The organism is Streptomyces sp. NPDC019937, from assembly GCF_040631655.1.
GTDB lineage: Bacteria > Actinomycetota > Actinomycetes > Streptomycetales > Streptomycetaceae > Streptomyces.
The window spans coordinates 56,568-77,373 of record NZ_JBEYAL010000019.1; the positions used below are offsets into that span (position 1 = coordinate 56,568).

A 20,806-nucleotide genomic window follows, 5' to 3' on the forward strand; every position below is an offset into this window, starting at 1 on the left:
CACTTCCCGGGATGTGAGAAATGAGCACCCACCGTCTGCCGTATACGGTCAACCTGTCGATCCTCTTCACCGAGCTGCCGCTGCTGGAGCGCCCGGCCGCGGCGAAGGCCGCCGGGTTCGACGCGGTCGAGTTCTGGTGGCCCCACACCGTGGCGGTGCCGGAGGACAAGGACGCCGATGCCTTCGTACGCGCCGTGCGGGACGCCGGGGTCCGGCTGACCGGGCTGAACTTCTTCGCCGGGGACATGCCGGGCGGCGACCGCGGCCTGGTGTCCTGGCCCGCCCGCAGCACCGAGTTCCGCGACAACATCGATGTGACCGTGGCCATCGGTGAACAGCTGGGCTGCCGCGCGTTCAACGCCCTGTACGGCAACCGCGTCGAGGGCGCCGACCCGGCGGAGCAGGACGCCCTGGCCACCGAGAACCTGGCGCTGGCGGCCGAGGCGGCGCGGCGCATCGGCGGCACCGTCCTGGTGGAGCCGGTCAGCGGCGCCCCCGCGTACCCGCTGCTCACCGCGGCGGACGCGATCGGGGTCATCGACCGGGTGGAGCGCGCGTCCGGCGCCCGCAATGTGCGCTTCCTCGCCGACCTGTACCACCTGGCCGTGAACGGCGACGACGTGGCCGGTGTGATCGCCGACCACGCGCGGCGCATCGGCCACGTGCAGATCGCGGACGCCCCCGGCAGGGGCGCGCCGGGCAGCGGCGGGCTGAACCTCGACGGGCTGCTCACCCGGATCGAGGCGGCGGGCTACGACGGCTGGGTGGGCCTGGAGTACAAGGCCCAGGGCCCGGGCGCCGACAGCTTCGACTGGCTCCCGCGCGAGCGGCGCGGCAGCACCGCCCACGCCTGACCCTGCCGGTAACCCACCGGCGAGTGAGCCGCAAAAAGAGGCGAACCGAGCCGCAAAACAAGGAGGAATGATGACCGCCACTCCACGCAAGATCGCTTTCATCGGCCTGGGCATCATGGGCGGCCCGATGGCCGCCAACCTGGTCGAGGCCGGGCACACCGTCACCGGCTACAACCGCAGCCGGGCGGCCGTCGACACGCTCGTCGCCGCCGGTGGCCGCGGCGCGGACAGCATCGCGCAGGCGGTGGCCGACGCCGAGGTCGTCATCACCATGGTCCCGGCCGATCCCCAGGTGAAGGAGGTCGTCCTCGGCGAGGGCGGCGTCCTGGAACACGCCGCGCCGGGCACCCTGCTGATCGACATGAGCAGCATCACCCCGCAGACCTCCCTGGAGGTCGAGGCGGCCGCCCGGCCCAAGGGTGTCCGCACGCTGGACGCCCCGGTCTCCGGAGGCGAGGCGGGCGCCATCGAGGGTGTCCTGTCCATCATGGTCGGCGGCGAGCCGGACGACTTCGCCGACGCGGGGCCGGTGTTCGAGGCGCTGGGCACCACCATCGTGCACGTCGGCCCGCACGGCGCCGGCCAGACGGTCAAGGCGGCGAACCAGCTGATGGTGGCCGTCCACCTCGAGGCCCTGGCCGAGGCGGTGGTGTTCCTGGAGAACGCCGGGGTGGACCTCGAGGCCGCGCTGGAGGTGCTGGGCGGCGGCCTGGCCGGTTCGACCGTGCTGGCCCGCAAGCGGGACGCGGTGCTGAGCCGTTCGTTCCAGCCCGGTTTCCGCATCGACCTGCACCACAAGGACATGGGCATCGTCACCGACGCCGCCCGGGCGGTCGGCGCACCGCTGCCCGTCGGCTCCGTCGTCGCCCAGCTGGTCGCGTCCGCCCGTGCCTGCGGCGACGGCGACCTGGACCACTCCGCACTGCTGCGCGGCGTCGAGCGCCTGGCCGGCCGCGACATCCACTGATCCCCCCGGAACCACAGGAGACACCCCATGGCGCGTATGACAGCGGCTCAGGCGGCGGTGGAGATCCTGAAGCGTGAGGGCACCACTCACGTCTTCGGTCTCCCCGGCGCGGCGATCAACCCCTTCTATGCCGCGATGCGCAGCAACGGCGGCCTCACCCACGTCCTGGCCCGGCATGTCGAGGGCGCCTCGCACATGGCCGAGGGCTACACGCGGGCGGAGGCGGGGAACATCGGGGTCTGTGTGGGCACCAGCGGCCCCGCGGGTACCGACATGATCACCGGTCTGTACTCGGCGAGCGCCGATTCCATTCCGATCCTGTGCATCACCGGCCAGGCGGCGGTGGCCAAGCTGCACAAGGAGGACTTCCAGGCGGTCGACATCGCCTCGATCGCGGCGCCGCTGACCAAGATGGCCATGACCGTGCTGGAGCCCGCCCAGGTGCCGGGCGCGTTCCAGCAGGCGTTCCACCTGATGCGGTCCGGCCGCCCCGGGCCGGTCCTGATCGATCTGCCCATCGACGTTCAGATGGCCGAGATCGAGTTCGACCCGGACACCTATGAGCCGCTGCCGGTCCACAAGCCCGCGGCGACCCGGGCGCAGATCGACAAGGCGATGGGCCTGCTCCAGGCGGCCGAGCGGCCGCTGCTGGTCGCGGGCGGCGGCATCTTCAACGCCGACGCGTCCGATCTGCTGGTGGAGTTCGCCGAGCTGACCGGGGTGCCGGTGGTGCCCACGCTGATGGGCTGGGGCTCCATCCCGGACGACCACCCGCTGATGGCGGGCATGGTCGGTCTGCAGACCTCGCACCGCTACGGCAACGCGACGCTGCTGGAGTCGGACTTCGTCCTCGGCGTCGGCAACCGCTGGGCCAACCGCCACACCGGCGGCGTCGACACCTACACCCGGGGCCGGACGTTCGTCCACGTCGACATCGAGCCCACCCAGATCGGGCGGGTGTTCGCGCCCGACTACGGCATCGTCTCCGACGCCCGGGCCGCCCTGGAGCTGTTCGTCGAGGCCGCCGGGGAACTGAAGGCGGCCGGCCGTCTCGCGGACCGCGCCGAATGGGCCGACAGCTGCCGCCGGCGCAAGGGCTCGATGCTGCGCAAGACCCACTTCGATCAGGTGCCGGTCAAGCCGCAGCGGGTCTACGAGGAGATGAACCGGGCGTTCGGGCCGGACACCCGCTACGTCTCCACGATCGGCCTCTCCCAGATCCAGGCCGCGCAGATGCTGCACGTCTACCGCCCCCGGCACTGGATCAACGCCGGTCAGGCCGGGCCGCTGGGCTGGACCGTGCCCGCCGCGCTGGGCGTGGCCACCGCCGACCCGGACGCCTCCGTGGTCGCCCTCTCCGGCGACTACGACTTCCAGTTCATGATCGAAGAACTCGCCGTCGGGGCCCAGTTCCAGATCCCCTACCTCCATGTCGTGGTCAACAACGCCTACCTGGGGCTGATCCGGCAGGCCCAGTGCGGTTTCGACATGGACTACTGCGTCCAGCTCTCCTTCGACAACGTCAACGCCCCCGAGGTCGGCGGCTACGGCGTCGACCACGTCAAGGTGGCCGAAGGGCTCGGATGCAAGGCCGTCCGGGTCTTCGAACCCGACCGCATCGCGCCCGCGCTGGAGGAGGCCAAGAAGCTGATGGCCGAATTCCGGGTCCCGGTCGTCGTCGAGATCATCCTGGAGCGCGTCACCAACGTGGCCATGGGCACCGAACTGGACAACGTCAACGAGTTCGAGGAGCCGGCCACCAGCCCCGAGCACGCCCCCACGGCGGTCCGCACCGCCATCGGGTGACCCTCCGGGCGGTATCGCCCGGCGCCCCACAGCTCCTCCCGGCGGCGTGATCCACGCGGTCGAAGCCGCGCCGCCGGGAGGCTCCGGCATGTCCCGGGCCGGGACGAGTCACCAGGCCACGGGCAGTTCGTAGACGCCGTAGACCGAACCGTCGTGCTTGAAGGGGACCTTCTCCAGCTCGGTGGCCAGCCGGAGGGTGGGGATACGGCGGTAGAGCGTGCTGTAGACGACCTGCAGCTCCATCCGGGCCAGCGGCTGGCCCAGGCACTGGTGCACCCCGAATCCGAAGGCCACGTGGCGGCGGGCGTCACGCCGGATGTCCAGCCGGTCGGGGTCCGGGAAGACCTCGGGGTCGCGGTTGGCGATGTCGTTGGCCAGGATGATCCCCTCACCGGCCCGGATGACCTGGCCGCCGACCTCGATGTCCGCCAGCGCCACCCGGCGCCGCCCGCTGTGGGTGATGTTGAGGTAGCGCAGCAGCTCCTCCACCGCCGAGGCGACCAGCTTCGGATCGTCGCTCTCGCGCAGCAGGGCGAGCTGGCCGGGGTTCTCCAGCAGGGCCAGGGTGCCCAGCGCGATCATGTTCGCGGTGGTCTCGTGGCCCGCGAGCAGGAGCAGCACCCCCATCTGGGCCGCCTCCTCACGGGTCAGCTCGCCCGCGGTGACCCGCCTGGCCAGCCCGGACAGCAGATCGTCCACGGGGTGGGAGATCTTCTCGCCCATCAGGCCGTCCAGGTAGCCGAGCAGCGCTCCATGGGCGGCCGTCCGCCGTTCGGGCTCCACCTCACGGTTGATCAGTACCTTGCTGTTGTCCTGGAAGAAGTCGTGGTCCGCGTACGGCACGCCGAGCAGCTCGCAGATCACCAGCGAGGGCACCGGCAGGGCGAACGCCTGCACCAGGTCGACCGGCGCCGGTCCGGCCAGCATCTCGTCGATGAGGTCGTCCACGATCTTCTGCACGGCCGGGCGCATCGCGGCCACCCGCTTGATGGCGAACGGGGCCGTCACCATCCGCCGCAGACGGGCGTGTTCGGGGTCGTCCATCAGGATGAAGCTGATGGGGACGGAGCCCTTGGGGATCGGGGCCTGGCTCGGGTAGCCGGGCCGGGTGATGTCGGCGCTGACCCTCGGGTCGCCCATCAGGGCCCGCTGCTCGGCGTGCCGGGTCACCAGCCACGGTGTGCTGCCGTCCCACAGCCCGACCCTCGCCAGCGGCCCCTCCTCCGTCGTGGCCCGCAGGGCGGGCGGCGGGTCGAACGGGCAGCCCGCCGCCCTGGCCATCGGAAACTCCGCGAGTGTCATGCCGGCTTCTCCCTCTGCTGAGTGACGCGGCGTCATCGGCGGCCGCCGCATTCTCCCCGATCCAGGCGTCGTCCGGTGATCAGGCAACCCGATCCGCTACATTAAGTCAAGCATCTGATTTAAATCTGGCCGACGCGCTCATCACGCCGCTCGCCGAAGCACCCCTCACACGCACAGACGAAAGGCCCCGCCATGCCCGACGCCCTTCCCAGACCCGCCGCCGGGGCCTCCGGCCCGCCACCGGTGAACGCCCCGCGCCCGAACACCGTCGTGGCGGTGCTGGCCTTCGCCGGGATCGTGGTCTCCCTGATGCAGACCCTGGTGATCCCGCTGGTCCCCGAGCTGCCGGCCCTGCTGCACGCCTCGGCGGCGGACGCCACCTGGGCCATCACCGCCACCCTGCTGGCGGGCGCCGTCGCGACGCCGGTGATGGGCCGGCTGGGCGACATGTACGGCAAGCGGCGCATGCTCCTGGTCAGCCTGTCCATGCTGGTGGCCGGGTCGGCCGTCGGCGCCCTCAGCGACTCCCTGGCCCCCATGGTCGTCGGGCGGGCCCTGCAGGGCCTGGCGGCCGGGGTCATACCGCTCGGCATCAGCATCATGCGCGACGAACTGCCCGCGGAGCGGCTGGGCGCGGCGACCGCGCTGATGAGCGCATCGCTCGGGGTCGGCGGCGCACTTGGGCTGCCCGCCGCCGCGCTGCTGGCCGAACGCGCCGACTGGCACGTGCTGTTCTGGACCGCGGCCGGTCTCGGGGCGATCGCCACCGCGCTCGTGGCGAAGCTCGTACCGGAGTCCGCGGTGCGCAGCGGCGGGCGCTTCGACGTGGCGGGGGCGGCCGGTCTGTCGATCGCGCTGGTGTGCCTGCTGCTGGCGATCTCCAAGGGCGCCACCTGGGGCTGGACCAGCGGCCTCACCCTCGGGCTGTTCCTCGCCTCGGCGGTCACGCTGGCGCTGTGGGGCCGGTGGGAGCTGCGCTCCGCGCGGCCGCTGGTGGACCTGCGCACCACCGCGCGGCGTCAGGTGCTGCTCACCAACCTCGCCTCCGCGGCGTTCGGCTTCTCCATGTTCGCGATGTCCCTGCTGCTGCCGCAGCTGCTCCAGCTGCCGGAGGCCACCGGTTACGGCCTCGGGGAGACGATGCTGACCGTCGGCCTGGTCCTGGCGCCGTCCGGGCTGGTGATGATGGCCATGGCTCCGCTGTCGGCACGCGTCTCGAAGGCCAAGGGCCCCAAGGTGACGCTGATGCTCGGCGCCGTCGTGGTCGCCGCGGGCTACGGGCTCAACATCGCGCTGATGTCCGCCATCTGGCACCTCGTTCTCGTCTCCAGCATCATCGGCGCCGGGATCGGGCTCGCCTACGGCGCCATGCCGGCGCTCGTCATGGCGGCCGTGCCGGTGTCGGAGACGGCCGCGGCCAACAGCCTCAACACCCTGATGCGGTCCATCGGCACCTCGGTCTCCAGCGCGGTGGCGGGCGTCGTCCTGGCCGAGATGACCACCACGCTCGGCTCCGTCGCCCTCCCCGCCCAGAACGGCTTCCGGGTGGTCATGGCCGTCGGCGCCGGGGCAGCGCTCCTCGCCTTCGTCCTCGCCGCCTTCCTCCCCGGGCAGCGTCCGGCCTCGGTGGCGGCCGCGCCCGCCACCGCCGGGAGGCCCGCCACGCCCGCGGGGACCTGAGCCCGCGGCGGGGTGGCGATGTGTGCATGGGGACTCGTGTGCCGGGTACACGAATGCCCGACCAGCCGATCCCCGGCAGTCTCATCACCCGAGGAGAGCCCCCATGCTGATGGCCCACCCCGCAGTGTTGCGCAATCTCATCGAGCAGTACGAGACCCTGCACGCTCTGCACGCCGACGTGGGCAGCCCGCAGGTGCGGCAGCGCATGGACGACGTCGCCTACACCCTGTGCGTCGCCACCGGGACCCGGGATGTGGACACCGCCCTGATCGCGGCCCGCCACCGGCTCCCCGGCGCTCGCGTCCAGGACGACTCCCTGCTGAGCACCTGACGCCGGGCGGATGAGGTGATGCGCCGGGGCGCGGTACGGGGCGTCCCGGCGTTCGCGTGGTGTCGCCGCTAGCGGCCCACGTTGTCCTCGGCGATGACACGGGCCATGGTGCGTTCCGCCAGGGCCGTGATCGTCACGAAGGGGTTGACGCCGAGGGAGCCCGGGATGAGGGATCCGTCGGTCACATAGAGCCGCTGGTAGCCGGCGACCCGGCCGTACGCGTCCGTGGCGCGGCCCAGCACGCAGCCGCCCAGCGGGTGGTAGCAGAAGTCGGCGGCGAAGGCGCGGGTGTCGCCGAAGAGGTCGTAGCGGTAGATGGTGGCGTTGGCCGCGTTGACCCGGTCGAAGAGGGACTTCGCGGCGGCGATGCCCGGGGCGCTCTGGCCGGCGGTCCAGTTCAGGACGGCGGCGTCCTTGGCGGCGTCGTAGGTGAAGGTGCCGCGCTCGGGGTTCTTGGTGATCGCCAGGTAGAGGCTGGCCCAGGTCTCGATGCCGGCCGGCAGCGGGGCGATCTCGGCGAACACCGGGTTGGCGGCGTTGGACCAGTCGTCGACGGCCATCACCGGGATCGTGGACTGATGGGACCCGGTGGGGTTCCAGATGTGGTTGGCGCGGCCCAGCATGACGTTGCCGTTGCCGCCCCAGCCCCGGCCGACCTCCGCGTTCAGCCCCGGCAGCGCGCCGGTCTCGCGGGCGCGCAGCAGGAGTTCGGTCGTCCCGAGGCTGCCCGCGCCGAGGAAGAGGGAGCGGCAGCCGATCTCGTCCGTCGCGGTGACCGCGCCCGTGGTGTCGAGGCGGTCGACGGTGACGACGTAGGTGCCGTCGGCGGCCCGCCGCACCGCCCGGGCGCGGCTGAGCGTGTCGATGGTGACGTTCCCGGTGCCGAGGGCGGCCGCGAGATAGGTCTTGTCGAGGCTGCGTTTGCCGTGGTTGTTGCCGTAGATGACCTCCTGGGCGAGCGCGGACCTGGTGGCGGTCCCGGCGGCCTCGCGCCGCATGTAGTCGAAGTCGTAGACGCTGGGCACGAAGACGGTCCGCAGCCCCGCCGCGGCCGCCTGGGCCCGGGCGACCCGGGTGTACTGGTACCACTCCGTGGTCTCGAACCAGTCGGTGGGGACGGGGGAGGTGCCGAGCATGCGGTTCGCGCGCGGGAAGTACGTGCCGTACATGGCGTCCGCGTCGACGCCCGGCAGGATCTCCTGGAAGTACGCGCGGGGCGGGGTGACCGCGATACCGCCGTTGACCAGCGATCCGCCGCCGACCCCGCGGCCGACGTAGACGGACATGTTCGGGTGCCGGATCCGGTCCAGGACACCGGGGTAGGGGGTGATGTCCTTGTTGATGACGCCCAGCCACAGGAACGTGGACAGTGGCGCCTCGGTCCTGCGCTTGAACCACATGGAGCGCTGGTCGGGGGCGGTCATCGAGCAGAACACCGTCCCGTCGGGGCCGGGCGCCTCCCACAGCCGGCCCATCTCGATGACGAGGGTGCGGATGCCCGCCTCGCCCAGCCGCAGCGCGGCGACCGCCGCGCCGTAGCCGGATCCGATGACGAGGGCGGGGGCGTAGTCGGCGCCCTCGGCGGCGGCCGCCGGAGTGAGGCCGATTCGGGTGGCTCCGAGGGCGGCGGCCGTCTGCAGGGCCGCCAGCCCCAGAAAGTGACGACGCGTCAGTTTTACTTCCATGGCCGCATCATGGGCGGAATGAGCCACTCCGCCCATCCTGTGCGCACATGGTCTTTTACCGCCGCGCCAGATCCTTTTCGGTCCGCTTGCGCCGCACCTCGCGCACCAGGGCGACACCGAGCACGACGGCCGCGGCGAACAGCGACAGAACCATCTGCTGACGGCCGTCCGGATCGGTGAACATGTAGCCCACCACGAAAACGATCATGCCGATGGTGACCCAGGTCAGATACGGGTACGCCCACATCTTCACCGTCAGCCGCTCCGGGGACTCACGCTCCAGGACCCGGCGCATCCGCAGCTGGGAGAAGCAGATCACCAGCCAGACGAAGAGCGCCACCGCGCCCGAGGAGTTCAGCAGGAACTGGAACACGGTGTCGGGGTAGGCGTAGTTGAAGAACACCGCGACGAATCCGAAGACGACCGAGGCGAGGATGGCCGTGGCCGGTACACCGCGCCCGGTGGTGCGGCTGAAGCTCTTCGGCGCGTCCCCGCGCCCGCCGAGCGAGAACGCCATCCGGGAGGCCGTGTACAGACCGGAGTTGAGACAGGAGAGCACGGCGGTCAGCACGATCACGTCCATCAGCTGACCGGCGTGCGCAATACCGATGTGGTCCAGCACGGCCACGTACGGGCTCGCCTTCACCTCAGGGGAATTCCACGGCAGCAGGGTCACCACGATGGCGATCGAACCGAGGTAGAAGACCGCGATCCGCCAGATCACGCTGTTGGTGGCGCGGGCGACCGCCTTGCGCGGATTGGCGGACTCCGCCGCCGCGAGGGTGACGATCTCACTGCCCATGAAGGAGAACACGACCATCAGCACCCCGGTGAGCACCGCACCGGGACCGTTCGGCAGGAAGCCGCCGTGCCCGGTCAGATTCGCGGTGCCGACCGCGCCGCCGGAGCCGCCCGGCAGCAGACCGAACACCGCCAGCCCGCCGACCACGATGAACACGGCGATCGCGACCACCTTGATGCCCGCGAACCAGAACTCGAACTCCCCGTAGGAGCCCACCGAGAACAGGTTGGTCGCGGTCAGCACCACCATCACGATGAGCGCCCACGCCCACTGCGGCACCGCGGGCACCCATCCGGTGAGGATGGCCGCCCCCGCGGTGGCCTCCACCGCCAGCACCACGACCCAGAAGAACCAGTACAGCCAGCCGATCGTGAACCCCGCCCAGCGGCCGAGCGCCCGGTCCGCGTACGACGAGAACGAACCGGAGACCGGATCGGCCGCGGCCATCTCGCCGAGCATCCGCATCACCAGCACGACCAGCGCGCCCACCAGCGCGTACGAGAGCAGAATGGCGGGACCCGCCGCGGCGATCCCCGCACCGGAGCCGACGAACAGCCCGGCCCCGATGACCCCGCCGATGGCGATCATCGACAGATGGCGGTTCTTCAGCCCGGCTTGCAGACCCTCGCCCGCACCGGAACCGGATCCGGTGGCACCGGGCGGGGCCTCGCCCGGTGGCGACTCGGCGCCCCCGGGGGCGCGGGCGTCCGTGGTGATCGGCTTCTGGGCGCTCATGATCGTTCCTCGTCTTTCATGACGGCGGGAGCCGGCGCACGCGGACGCACCCCTGTGGGGGCGCGGAAGGCGTCACCGGTGGTGAGCCGTGTCCCCGATCGGTGACACGAAAAGGGGCCCCGAGCAGGACCGAAGCCCGGTGAAGGCGGGTGTGGGGCGGGTTGCGGTTCAGTGGAATCTAGGTGTCCCACCGGACCCCGGCCATCGACAGACGTCACGCATCGACCCCCTCGGTTTCATACAGACGTAACAAGGCGCGGCCGCCCGCCCGGGGGATCCGCGCCCCACGAAAGGGGTGGGTGCGCAGCCGGTTCATACATCGAAGGATGTACCGGCCTTTCATCATCGATCACGAGGCCCGGGGCGCCGTGGGACATGAGGATGGCGGGGACATCGTTCACCGCCCGACGCAGCGCTCGAGGATCCCCGAATGCCCCCGCTTCACCCCGCCCCGCCCGCCCCCACGGCCGCCCGCGCCCTCGGCCAAGCCCTCCTCGGCGGGCTGGTGATGGCCGTGGCCCTGGGAGTGGGAACCGGGGTGGCCGCGACGGCCCAGGTGGGCGGTTTCGCGGGGCGGCTGGCACCGGCCGCGCTGGTGAGCGGTGTGGCCGTACCCGTGGTGTGGCTGCTGACGCGGCGGGCGGGGCGGCCCCTGACGTCGCTGGGGTTCGGCGGGGCGCGGACGAGCGCCGGTGCGTTCCTGACCGGGGCGGGGGTGACGGCCGGGGCGGCCGCCCTGGTGCTGGGGGCGGGAACGGCTGCGGGCATGCTGCGCTGGTCCGCGGCCGACCCCCTCGGCCTCGCCCGCTTCCTCCTCTCCAACGCGGTGGTGGCGCTGCTGCTCGAAGCGCTGCCGGAGGAGACGACGCTGCGCGGCTACGCCTGGTCCTCGCTGCGGCGGCGGTTCGGCGGCGCGGTGGCGGCACTCGGCACAACGGGCGTGTTCCTGCTGGTGCCGGGCGCCTCCACGGTGGCGGAGGCCGCGACGTCACGGCTCCTCGGCGGCGAGCCGGGGCCGGTCGGCTGGGCACCGGGCGGGCAACACCCGGTGGACTACCTGATCCTGCTGGCCGTCTTCGGGCTGACGCTGGTCGCGGCGAGGACAGCGGTGCGGCAGGCACCCCTGTGGGCCGCCATCGGTACCCATCTGACGTTCCTGACCGTCAACCGGATCGCCCTGGACGGCGACGGGCGCCACACGGGCTGGCCCGTGGAGGCGACGACACCGGAAGCGGTGCTGCTGGTGCCCGCGTATCTCCTGGTGGCCACCGCCGGGTTCGGGCTCTTCCGGTGGGCAGGGCACGGCAGTTGGGCCCGTACCGCCTCGATCAAATGAGGTGACGGGCCCTGCCCGGACCCGTATCAAGAGGGCATGGAGACCACGAGCGATTCCCCGGGGGCCGGACGGCGCCTCGGGGTGCTGAGGCAGCGGGACTTCCGGCTGTTCTGGCTGGGCGAGACCACCAGCGGGCTGGGCGCCAGCATCACCACGGTGGCGCTGCCCCTGGTCGCGGTGGTGGAGCTGCGGGCCGGCCCGTTCGCCGTCGGCCTGCTCACCGCCGCGGTGTGGCTGCCGTGGCTGGTGATCGGGCTCCCGGCCGGGGCCTGGGTGGACCGGGTCCGGCGGCGGCCGCTGCTGATCGCCTGCGATCTGGTGTCGGCGGCGCTGTATGTGAGCGTCCCGGTGGCGGCCTGGTGCGATGTGCTGACGCTGGCCCAGCTGCTCGCGGTGGCGGTGATGTGCGGGGTGTCGGCGGTGTTCTTCAAGACCGCGTACCACGCGTACCTTCCCGCGGTGCTGGACGAGCGCGATCTGCTGGAGGGAAACGCCAGGCTCCAGAGCAGCGAGGCCGGTACGCGCGTGGTCGGCAGCGGCACCGCCGGGCTGATCGCCCAGGCCTTCGGCGCGGTCGCCGGGCTGCTGATCGACGCCCTGACCTTCATGGTCTCGGCGGTGTGCCTGCGGATGATCCGGGTCCGGGAGCCGGCCCCGCCGACCCCCGACGCGACGGCCACGCTGCGCCGCCGGATCGGCGAGGGGCTGCGCTTCGTCCGCCATGACCCGTATCTGCGGCCGATGGTCACCTACGGGGCCGTGCTCAACATGGCGCTGATGGGATATCAGGCCGTGCAGATCGTGTTCCTGGTGCGCACGGTGGGGGTGTCCGAGGCGACGGTCGGTGTCCTGATCATGTCCGGCAGCCTCGGCGGCATCCTCGGTGCCCTGCTCGCCACCGCCATCGGCCGCCGCTTGGGATCCGCCCGCGGCATGCTCGTCCTCCAGGCGGTCACCAGCCCGTTCGCCCTGCTGATGCCGCTGGCCGCGCCCGGCGCCGGGCTGCTGCTCTTCGCGGTCGGCTGGTTCATGGTGGGGACGGGCGTCGCGGTGTGCAGCGTGGTGCTGGGCAGCTTCCGGCAGCGCTACTGCCCGCCCGAGCTGCTGGGCCGGGTGGTCGCGACGACGATGATGCTCAACCACAGCACCATCCCGCTCGGTTCGCTGCTCGGCGGGCTCCTCGGCGACACGCTCGGACTCCGGCCCACCGTGTGGATCATGAGCGGGCTGGTGGCGTCCTGCTGGCTGATCCTGGCACTGGGACCGATGCGGCGGCGCCGCGATCTGCCGCGTGCGTACGAGCCGAAACCGGCGCCGGACGACGCGGGCCTGGCCGTCGACGCGGCGGGCTGAGGAGCGACCTCGCCGCCTGGCACATTATTTCTCCCGGTCGCGGTCACCGGCCTCCAGGTGCCGGGACAGGACGGTGGCCAGCTCGACGCTGTGGAGGTAGCCGTAGCCCTGGGTGAGGATGGTGCCCAGCCCCAGCCCCTCGCACTGGATGTTGACCGAGACGCCCCCGAACCGCTCGGTGAGGTCGCGCGGGACCGCCAGCGGATCGTCGGTGCCCGCGAGGTTCACCCACCGCCGTACGCCCGGGGGGCGTCGGCCCCGGCCGTCGGCGGGGGCGGGTTCCAGCCGGTCGAAGACCGCGTCCAGGCCGAGCGGCGCGCCCAGGGTCACCAGCAGGCCCACCGGGAGGTCCGGACGGTCCCAGAGCGCCTCGTAGGCGACCAGGGCGCCCAGGGAGTGGGCGATCACCACGTCCGGCCGCCGCTCGGCGATGGCCTCGGCGACGATGTGCCGGGCCCGGGTCCGCCGCGCGGGGTCGTTCAGGTAGGTGTGCAGCTCCCGCCCGATGCCGGGCAGCAGGGTGTTCGGCAGGCGCACGGCCCGCGCGAGGGCGTCCGCGAGGCGGCGCAGCCGGCCGCGGCCGTTGCCACCGTTGCCCCCGTCGGCCTGCTCGCCCTGCTCCCCCGTCGGGCGCTGCTCGCCGGGGGTGCGCAGGGCGCCGCCGTAGTGGGCGACGCGCACGTCGAACGGTGGTGGGGGCCCGGTGCGGCCGACCCGCTCCACACCGTCGCGCAGGGCCAGGAGCCACTGGCGGGCCAGCTCCGCGGCGGTGTGCTGGCCGTGGCCGAAGCCGTGGACGCCCAGCACCCGGGGGACGGCGGTGAACCGCTCACCGGCGGCGGTGAGGTCGTCCAGGTGCCAGGCCCGGGGGGCGCCGCCGTCGTCCACCGCGACCGCGAGCGGGCGCCCGTCGGCACTCATGGTGGCGGTGAACGCCTCGATGGGGCCCAGCCCGCCGGGCGTGCGGTCCCCGGGGGCCATCGCCTCGGTCAGCGGCCAGATGATGCAGTGGTGCCGGGAGCCGCGGACCAGCGCCCGGTGGCCGCGCCAGTCGACGAACGGCAGCCGGGGAAGGGGCTCGTGCGGCCCCAGCATGGCGGGCGCCGCCTCGGTCGCCGTTCCCGGGGCGACGGGAGCCCGCATGACCACGCGGGTGCCCGACCCCATGAAGTACAGCGCCGGTCCGGACGGCCCGTCCTCGGCGGCCATCGCCCTCACCGGCCCCCGGCAGACCCCCAGGGTGACCGGTTCCGACCACAGCCGCCGGGGCGGCGGTTCGCCCGCGGGGGCGATGCCCCGCTCCTTTCGTATCTGCGCCGCGACGGAGGAGTCGGCCAGGCGGTACAGCGTCCGGCCCCGGGTGTCGGTGACGGATTCGAGCAGTCCGCGCACGGGGGCCAGCGCCTCCCGTACCTCGTAGAGCGAGGGCGGTCCGCAGGCCCCCTGGATCTCGGTGTCCGTCAGCGCCTTGTCCCCCACCGCCGCCAGCGCGGTGAGGACCGGCAGGGTCCAGGGGTTACGGGCGTCGGCGAGCAGCAGGGCCACGACGTCGACGCGGGTGCGGGGCACACCGGAGCCCACCCGGCGCGCCTCCCCCGGGTCCTCCAGGGGGTCGCCGCGGGAGGCGATGAAGCCGGTGTAGGCGCGGGCGATGAGGACCTGTTCGGCGATCGGGCTCCGTTCGACCAGCGCCGTGGCCGCGGCCTCGCTGAACGCCTCGCGCACGGGGGCGGCGGAGGCGGCGCGGTAGGCGGGGGCGGTGGACAGCTCACGGTCGCACATCTCGCGCAGGGTGCGGTGCTGAAGGTCGGGCGAGGCGGTGAGGGTGATGTGGGTGTAGTGGGGGACGCCGTGCGTCAGCGTGGCCAGGGGACGGCCCGCGCGGGTGCCGACCACCAGCCGGCAGGTGCCGGAATCGAGCAGCGGACGCAGCAGCCCGGCCACCACGACCTCGGGGTACCGCGCCTCGTCCAGGGCGTCGACCACGATGACGGGCGGGGTCGTCAGGCGCCGGAGCCGTGCGACCAGTTCGTCGGGCGTGCCCGGGACCGGGTCGCCGGGCATGGTGATGTCCTGCGCGAGGACCCGCGCCAGTTCCGTCTCGTCGCGTCCGCGCGCGGAGACGGCCAGGGGGGTGGGGCGGCCGGGCTGCCGCCGCATCCGGGTGGCCAGCGCGGCCAGCAGGTTCGTCTTGCCGCTCCAGGGCTCCCCGGTGACCAGGGCGAGCCCGCCCGCTGACGGGGTGTCGATCCACCGCGCCAGTTGCCGGAAGGCCGGTGTCTCGGGTGGTACCGCCGGATCCTGCTCCAGGAGGGGGATCAGGGCCGGGTTGTAGCGGGGGTTGGGCAGGAACTCGTCGCTGTCCCGCAGCGACAGCACGACGCTGTTCGCGGTGCGGCCGCCGGTCATCTCATGGGCGAGTGCCAGCACCTCCCCGAAGGGGATGAACGGCTGGTCGTGGGCGTGGTCACGCCCGGTCGCGACGTGGCGCAGCGCCTCGGCGAGCGCGAGGGTGAGGTCCCAGGCGGGGGCCCGCTCGGGCGGCCCGGACATCAGGACGGCGTCGAATCCGAAGACGGGGACGGCGGCGTTCCGCACGGCCGGGCAGTCGTCCACGATCATCAGGCGCCGCCCCCGCGTCTCGCCGGTGGGCAGCGACGCGAACAGCCGCTCGCCGTCCGCCGGCCGGCCCGCCACATGGACGATCAGGGCGTCCGCGTCGGTGAGTCCGGCCGCGGTCTCCTCCACCGCGCGCCGGAACTCCCGCGCCGAGGGGTCCACGGCGAGCCGGGTCCGGCAGCCGAACTCCTCGAAGGACCGGACGAGCCGGCGGCAGGCGGGCTCCAGCGAGCGGTCCGCCTCGGCGCCGAAGCCGAAGCTGAGCAGGAAGCGCCGCCCCGGGGGCCGGGCCGTCCCGGCGGGCGCCGCGCCGCCGACGACCACCTCGGCGGAGTCCAGGACACGGCCGCGGACCACGCCTTCGGTGTCGCCGGTGAACAGATGGGAGCGGCCGCCGTCGGTCAGCAGCGCCAGCGCGCACACGCGCTCGGCCACCGGGAGGGTGGGCAGGAAGGCGACGCCGCTGTCGAGGTCGTACAGGTCGATCCCGTCCGGGCCGAGGACCGCCACGACCCGCTGGCCCATGACATCGTGGCAGGCCAGTACGGGCGGCCGGGCCTCGGCGCCGCCCGCACCGAACTCGCGCCGCCAGACGTCCGGCCGCCCGCCCGGAGCCTGGTCCATGGCGGAGACGAGGTCGGTGGCGGCGAGCGTGCCGTCGGTGTGGAGCGTCACGGCGAGGGCGCGGCCGGAGGCGGTGGTGGCGCAGGCGAGGGCGGTGATGCCCACGGCGCCCCGGTGGGTGGCGAGCCGCCCCTGGCCGGTGGCCAGGTCCCACAGCCACAGCTCGCCGCCGGATGTCGTCACGACCACGTCGCGGCCGCCCACCCGGGCGCACTCCACGCAGACGGTCCCCTCCCCCGCTCCCCCGCCGCTCCCGGCCGGGTGGCGGCCGCGCAGCGCCGCGTGGACGCGCTCGGCGTACGGGGCGAGTTCGCCGCCCAGGCCGCCCAGCACCGACGCGGCCACGGTGGCGAACGCGCGGCCGCCGGGCAGTTCGAGCGGGCCCGTGGGGTCGGCGGCCAGCACCCGGAAGTCGAGGGAGCCGCCGAAGGGCGCGGCCAGCGCCTCGGGGGCCCGGATGAGGGTGGTGAGCACCTGGTAGGCGCGGGTGCGGGTGAGCCCTGCGGCCAGTTCGTCGCGCACGCCGTCGCGGAACGCGTACACCACCTGGTCCGGGTCCTCCCCGCGGCGGCGGGGGGTGGTGCGCACCAGCAGGTCGGAGAGGAACACCTCGGCGAGGTGGGCGGGTCCGGTGGCGGGCAGCAGGTGCCGCTGGAGCCAGCGCATCAGCGGCAGCGTGAGCGGGGCGGCGGACAGCAGGAACGCCAGGTTCAGCGCGTCCGGCGTGGCCCAGGTGCGGAACTCCTCGACCCGTTCGGGGGCGGTGGTGTGGTCCGGGAGCGGCCCGGCGGCGTCGGCGGCGGCCTCCGGGCGGCCGTGCCAGGGCTCCCGGCCGAGGTCGACGGCCGAGCCGGGCCGCCAGGTGGTGCGGCTGCCGGACAGCGCCTGGGCCCAGGGGCGCAGCCATTCGGGGTCCAGGGCGACCAGCGGCGCCAGGTCGGGGGCGCTCGCGGCGGTAGGGAGAGGGCCGACGGGGCGTACGGTCAGCCGGGCGGGGCCGGTGGCGCGCAGCGCGGCGCGCACCGGGGGCAGCCAGGTGCGGTGCCACAGCTCGGGTGGCAGCATCTGGACGACGGCCAGCGGCGACCGGCGCGCCCATTCCCGCACCGTCACGGTCATGGCGGGGGTGCCCCACAGGGCGCCGACCCCGTCGGTGAGGACGAGGATCAGCCGACGGCCGGAGGGGTCGTGCAGCTCGGCGGGGTTACGGCCCTCCGCGGCCTGGTCGGCGCGGTCCTCGCCGGCGGTGCCGTAGCGCAGGACGAGGGCGGGCTCGTCGGCGTCGAACCGCCACAGCCGTACGTCCCGGAAGGCGCCGTGTCCCTCGACGAGTTCGCGGAAGTCCTCCACCGTGCGGCGCCACACGGACATCGACACGCTGTCGTCCACCACCAGCGCCAGCTCCAGCCAGCGCTCGCCGGCGTGGCGCAGGGCGGGGACCGGGCGGCGGGCGCGGGCGGAGCGGTCGGCGGTCAGCGGCTCGTCGAGGATGCGCCGCCCGGGGGCCCGGACGCGCCGCTTGAGCGGGCGCAGCGCGCGGGCCAGCTCCAGCCGCCGGGGCAGCGCGGGCGGGCGGCGCACCGGGAGGGCCTTGGCCTTCGTGGCGGGCGTGCCGCGCCCGCCGGGGGCGCTTCCGCCGCGTTCGGCGCCGTCCGCCGGGGTGGTGCCCGGGCTGTGGAGCGGGGTGGGCGGGGCCGGGGGCGGCCGGTGCGGCCGCGGCGCGGCGGCGGGGGGCGGCGGATCGGCGGGTGGTTGCGGGGCCGGCGGTCCGGGCGGTGGCGCGGGGCGGTCGCCGGGTGGCGGATCCGGGGGCGCGGCGGCGGGCGGCCGGCCGGGGGCGATCCGGCCGGCCAGCCACAGGAGTTCGGCGACCTCGCGCACCGTCAAGTCCTCGTCGCCGCTGCATCGCCTCGCCAGGGCGAGGACCTCGGTGAGGTCGGTCATGTCATGTCGTTCAGCGGGCGCAGGAGTTCGCGCAGGACCGTGGGCCATTCGGGGTCGCCGCCGTGCTCGGCGGTGTGTTCCAGCCGGAGGGTGTTGAGCAGCTGGTCGGTGGCCAGGAGCTTGCGGCCCTCCGCCAGGTCCTTGGCGAAGCTCTCCAGCCGTGGCCCGGAGGCGTGCAGCACCTCCGGGCCGAGGTGGGCCTCGACGATGCGCTCCAGCTTCTGCCGGGAGGGCGGCCGGATGTCCAGCCGGACGCAGCGGCGGACGAAGGCGGGCGGGAACTCGCGCTCGCCGTTGCTGGTGAGGACGACGACGGGGAACTCGGCGCAGCGCACCCGCCCGTGCCGGACCGGCTCGCGGCGCAGTCCGTCGTCGGTCATCACGCGGACGTCGCAGACGGGGTACCGCTGGAGTTCGGGGATGGTGAACTGGCCGTCCTCCAGCACCGAGAGCAGGTCGTTGGGCAGGTCGACGTCGCCCTTGTCGAGTTCGTCGATGAGCAGGACGCGGGGCCGGTCGGAGGGGAGCAGGGCGGTGCCGAGGGGGCCGAGCCGCACGTATCTGCCGATGTCGACGGGGGCCGCCCCCTCCGGCGGCGGGACGGGGGCGCGGGTCACGGTGTGTCCCTCGTCCTGGAGGCGGCCGATGGCGTCGTACGCGTACAGCCCGTCGGCGAGGGTGGTGCGGCTGGTGACGGACCAGTGGAGGACACGGCCGAGGCCCAGTTCATGGGCGATGCCATGGGCGAGGGTGGACTTTCCGGTGCCGGGTTTGCCGGTGACCAGGAGCGGGCGGCGCAGATGGATGGCGGCGTTGACCATCCGGGCCTCTTCGGGCTCGGCCCGGTAGGTGGTGGCCACGCCGGTGCGGCCGGGGACCTCCGCGGCGTGGGCGTCGCAGCAGGTCCCGGCCTCCGGGCCCGGGTCGTCGGCGGTTTCGGGGCGGGCCCCGTTGAAGCGGCGCCAGGGCGGCGGGTCGGGCAGGGCCCAGTCGGTGCGGCGGACACCGTCCCCGTAGTAGATCCACCAGGCGGGCGGCCGGGGCCGTTCCTGGTCGGTGGCGGGCGGCTGCCGGTCGTCCGCGTTCATCACATGCCTCCTTGGCGGGCCCGCGGGCCCCCGAGTCGTCTGAGTCGTTCGGGGTGCCAGCCGGGGTCGTCCCACAGCACCGCGATCCCGTTGCCGTCGTGGGTCTCCTCCGGGCACTGCGCCGCCTGCCTGCGCAAGCCCAGGACGGTGCCGGGCAGCCCGGCCAGGCCACGGTCCGCGACGACGAGTTCGGCCACCCGCCGGGCCCGTCCGGGCGGGGCGGCGCCGTTCCGGCCGGGCCGCCACCACACGGCGGCGGGCACGCCCTCCTGGATGGCGCACAGCAGGGCGTCCGGGACGGCGGTGAGGCGGGGGTAGGGGTAGGTGAGGAACAGGCAGCTGATGTTCTTGCGGGAGGCCAGCCGCCCGGCGAGCGCCTGGAGGGCGGAGGCGTCCGCGATCAGGGGTTCGCGCTCCGGATCGGGAACGTCGTCCGCCGGGCCGGCCGGTTCCGTCTCCTCGGGCGGGCTGCCGTCGCCGTGCAGCCAGTGCGGGCCGGGCGGCGGGCCCTGGCCAGCGGGCGGATCGCCCAGCAGCTCCCAGCGGGCCAGCCACTGGGCGGTGGACCAGCCGTCCCGCAGCCGGTCCAGGGAGCGGACGACGACCGGCCCGTAGCGGCCGATGGGGCGGGGCACGGCCAGCTCGCCGCCGCCCCGCAGGTTCCACTCGTCGACCGGCCAGCCGAGCGCCTCCCACGGCAGCAGGAACTCGAACAGCAGGGACTCGGGGTCGAGGTGCTGGACGAAGGGCTGCAGCCGGGCGATCAGCTCCTCGGCCGCGGCGGGTATCGCCTCCGCCGGGTGCGGGGTGTCGTCCTGGAGCTTGACGCCCAGGCAGCGGCCGCCTCGGTAGAGCCAGGCGGCGAGCCGGTAGCGGTCGCCGCCGGGGTCGCAGCGCTCGGCCCGGACCAGACAGCTGGTGCACGGGGGCGCGGGGGCCCCGGCCGCTAAGGTGGCGGCGCCGCGCTCCGCGGTGAGCCCGGCGGCGGGCATCCGGCCGGGGCGGCGGTGGGCCACGGCGTCGATCCAGGCCCGCAGTTCGTCGCGTACGGGGTCCTCGGCGCGGGCGGCGAGGTGTTCCAGGAAGACGAGCAGCGGCGGCACCCGGGTGTCGGGGCTGTTGCGGGCGTCGAGGTCGTCGACGAGTGCGGTCACGCTCCGGGCCCGTTCGGCGGCGAGCAGGCCGTCCTTGGCCACCAGGACGCCGAGGGAGGAGGCCGCGGCCCACAGCACCTCGCACAGCTGGTCCGGGTCGGTGGGGCAGCGCGGGTCGTCCAGCAGCGCGTCCAGGTCCCGGCGCTCGCCGGCGTCGAGCATCCCGGGGGCGACGGCGGGCAGCGGGGCGGGGGCGCCGTCGGGGAGGGCGTCGTAGCCGTGCCGCAGACCGGTCACCCACGGCTGCTCGCCGTACTCCCCCTCCAGGGCGTCGAACAGCCGCCGCATGACCTCGGGCCGGTGCACCCGGTGCTGGAACGCGCGGTACAGCAGCGGCCCCAGCGGGCCGCCGCGGTCCGCCGGCCACTCGACCTCGATCCCGGCGCGGGCGAGCAGCAGCTCGGCGCGGTCGGCGGTCTCCATGCGGCGGGCCAGCTCCGCCACGAAGCCGGGGCACCACTGGACGCGCGCCCGCTCGGCCAGGACCTCTCGTTCGGGCCCGGTGGGAGGTGCCACGCTCACCGTG

At 73.9% G+C, this 20,806-nt stretch carries 13 protein-coding genes; 7 read left to right on the plus strand and 6 right to left on the minus strand.

Annotated elements, in window-relative coordinates:
• The first annotated feature begins 20 nt into the window (after positions 1–20).
• From ABZ562_RS20490 to gcl, 3 genes are all read left to right on the plus strand, one after another.
• Entirely contained in the window at positions 21–854 is an 834-nt protein-coding gene (locus ABZ562_RS20490) for a TIM barrel protein (protein ID WP_361481385.1), read from the plus strand.
• A 70-nt stretch (positions 855–924) separates the two neighbouring features.
• On the plus strand, positions 925–1,821 hold the full coding sequence (locus tag ABZ562_RS20495; RefSeq protein ID WP_361481388.1) for a 2-hydroxy-3-oxopropionate reductase: 897 nt from the start codon (positions 925–927) through the stop codon (positions 1,819–1,821).
• Between the two features lie 27 nt (positions 1,822–1,848).
• On the plus strand, positions 1,849–3,627 hold the full coding sequence (gcl, locus tag ABZ562_RS20500; protein ID WP_361481391.1) for a glyoxylate carboligase: 1,779 nt from the start codon (positions 1,849–1,851) through the stop codon (positions 3,625–3,627).
• Positions 3,628–3,735: 108 nt separating this feature from the next.
• Here gcl and ABZ562_RS20505 read toward each other — a convergent pair whose 3' ends face one another.
• Positions 3,736–4,929: a cytochrome P450 gene (locus ABZ562_RS20505; RefSeq protein WP_361481394.1), complete on the minus strand. Its 1,194-nt coding sequence runs from the start codon at positions 4,927–4,929 to the stop codon at positions 3,736–3,738.
• Between the two features lie 192 nt (positions 4,930–5,121).
• Between ABZ562_RS20505 and ABZ562_RS20510 the strand changes: the two genes are divergently transcribed.
• Together ABZ562_RS20510 and ABZ562_RS20515 are read left to right on the plus strand one after the other, a co-directional pair.
• The gene (locus ABZ562_RS20510; RefSeq protein WP_361481396.1) at positions 5,122–6,609 is read left to right on the plus strand and encodes an MFS transporter; all 1,488 of its coding nucleotides are present in this window, start codon (positions 5,122–5,124) and stop codon (positions 6,607–6,609) included.
• 103 nt (positions 6,610–6,712) lie between these two features.
• Entirely contained in the window at positions 6,713–6,940 is a 228-nt protein-coding gene (locus tag ABZ562_RS20515) for a DUF5133 domain-containing protein (RefSeq protein ID WP_361481399.1), read from the plus strand.
• Positions 6,941–7,008: 68 nt separating this feature from the next.
• Here the strand turns inward: ABZ562_RS20515 and ABZ562_RS20520 are convergent, their stop codons facing one another.
• Entirely contained in the window at positions 7,009–8,625 is a 1,617-nt protein-coding gene (locus tag ABZ562_RS20520; RefSeq protein WP_361481402.1) for a GMC oxidoreductase, read from the minus strand.
• A gap of 55 nt (positions 8,626–8,680) precedes the next feature.
• Positions 8,681–10,162 carry an amino acid permease gene (locus ABZ562_RS20525; RefSeq protein WP_361481405.1) on the minus strand — a complete coding sequence of 494 codons (1,482 nt, stop codon included), beginning with the start codon at positions 10,160–10,162 and terminating at the stop codon, positions 8,681–8,683.
• A gap of 430 nt (positions 10,163–10,592) precedes the next feature.
• On the opposite strand from ABZ562_RS20525, the gene ABZ562_RS20530 reads away from it, so the two are divergent.
• Both ABZ562_RS20530 and ABZ562_RS20535 read left to right on the plus strand, forming a co-directional pair.
• The gene (locus ABZ562_RS20530; RefSeq protein WP_361481408.1) at positions 10,593–11,498 is read left to right on the plus strand and encodes a CPBP family glutamic-type intramembrane protease; all 906 of its coding nucleotides are present in this window, start codon (positions 10,593–10,595) and stop codon (positions 11,496–11,498) included.
• Positions 11,499–11,534: 36 nt separating this feature from the next.
• Positions 11,535–12,851, plus strand: a complete 1,317-nt coding sequence (locus ABZ562_RS20535; protein WP_361481410.1) for an MFS transporter — start codon at positions 11,535–11,537, stop codon at positions 12,849–12,851.
• A gap of 24 nt (positions 12,852–12,875) precedes the next feature.
• On the opposite strand, the gene ABZ562_RS20540 is transcribed toward ABZ562_RS20535, so the two are convergent.
• The 3 genes from ABZ562_RS20540 to ABZ562_RS20550 are packed head-to-tail and all read right to left on the minus strand — an operon-like array spanning position 12,876 to position 20,796.
• Entirely contained in the window at positions 12,876–18,038 is a 5,163-nt protein-coding gene (locus ABZ562_RS20540) for an SAV_2336 N-terminal domain-related protein (protein ID WP_361481412.1), read from the minus strand.
• A complete protein-coding gene (locus tag ABZ562_RS20545) occupies positions 18,035–19,126 on the minus strand; it encodes a MoxR family ATPase (protein ID WP_361481414.1) in 1,092 nt (363 codons plus the stop codon). The genes ABZ562_RS20540 and ABZ562_RS20545 overlap by 4 nt, the downstream gene beginning before the upstream one ends.
• Positions 19,126–20,796: a hypothetical protein gene (locus ABZ562_RS20550; protein ID WP_361481416.1), complete on the minus strand. Its 1,671-nt coding sequence runs from the start codon at positions 20,794–20,796 to the stop codon at positions 19,126–19,128. The genes ABZ562_RS20545 and ABZ562_RS20550 overlap by 1 nt, the downstream gene beginning before the upstream one ends.
• Positions 20,797–20,806: the final 10 nt, after the last annotated feature.

Excerpts from the sequence above, each read along its gene's own strand:
- ABZ562_RS20490 (WP_361481385.1), top strand. The coding sequence starts at position 21 with ATGAGCACCCACCGTCTGCCGTATACGGTCAACCTGTCGATCCTCTTC.
- ABZ562_RS20495 (WP_361481388.1), top strand. The coding sequence starts at position 925 with ATGACCGCCACTCCACGCAAGATCGCTTTCATCGGCCTGGGCATCATG.
- gcl (WP_361481391.1), top strand. The coding sequence starts at position 1,849 with ATGGCGCGTATGACAGCGGCTCAGGCGGCGGTGGAGATCCTGAAGCGT.
- ABZ562_RS20505 (WP_361481394.1), bottom strand. The coding sequence starts at position 4,929 with ATGACACTCGCGGAGTTTCCGATGGCCAGGGCGGCGGGCTGCCCGTTC.
- ABZ562_RS20510 (WP_361481396.1), top strand. The coding sequence starts at position 5,122 with ATGCCCGACGCCCTTCCCAGACCCGCCGCCGGGGCCTCCGGCCCGCCA.
- ABZ562_RS20515 (WP_361481399.1), top strand. The coding sequence starts at position 6,713 with ATGCTGATGGCCCACCCCGCAGTGTTGCGCAATCTCATCGAGCAGTAC.
- ABZ562_RS20520 (WP_361481402.1), bottom strand. The coding sequence starts at position 8,625 with ATGGAAGTAAAACTGACGCGTCGTCACTTTCTGGGGCTGGCGGCCCTG.
- ABZ562_RS20525 (WP_361481405.1), bottom strand. The coding sequence starts at position 10,162 with ATGAGCGCCCAGAAGCCGATCACCACGGACGCCCGCGCCCCCGGGGGC.
- ABZ562_RS20530 (WP_361481408.1), top strand. The coding sequence starts at position 10,593 with ATGCCCCCGCTTCACCCCGCCCCGCCCGCCCCCACGGCCGCCCGCGCC.
- ABZ562_RS20535 (WP_361481410.1), top strand. The coding sequence starts at position 11,535 with ATGGAGACCACGAGCGATTCCCCGGGGGCCGGACGGCGCCTCGGGGTG.
- ABZ562_RS20540 (WP_361481412.1), bottom strand. The coding sequence starts at position 18,038 with ATGACCGACCTCACCGAGGTCCTCGCCCTGGCGAGGCGATGCAGCGGC.
- ABZ562_RS20545 (WP_361481414.1), bottom strand. The coding sequence starts at position 19,126 with ATGAACGCGGACGACCGGCAGCCGCCCGCCACCGACCAGGAACGGCCC.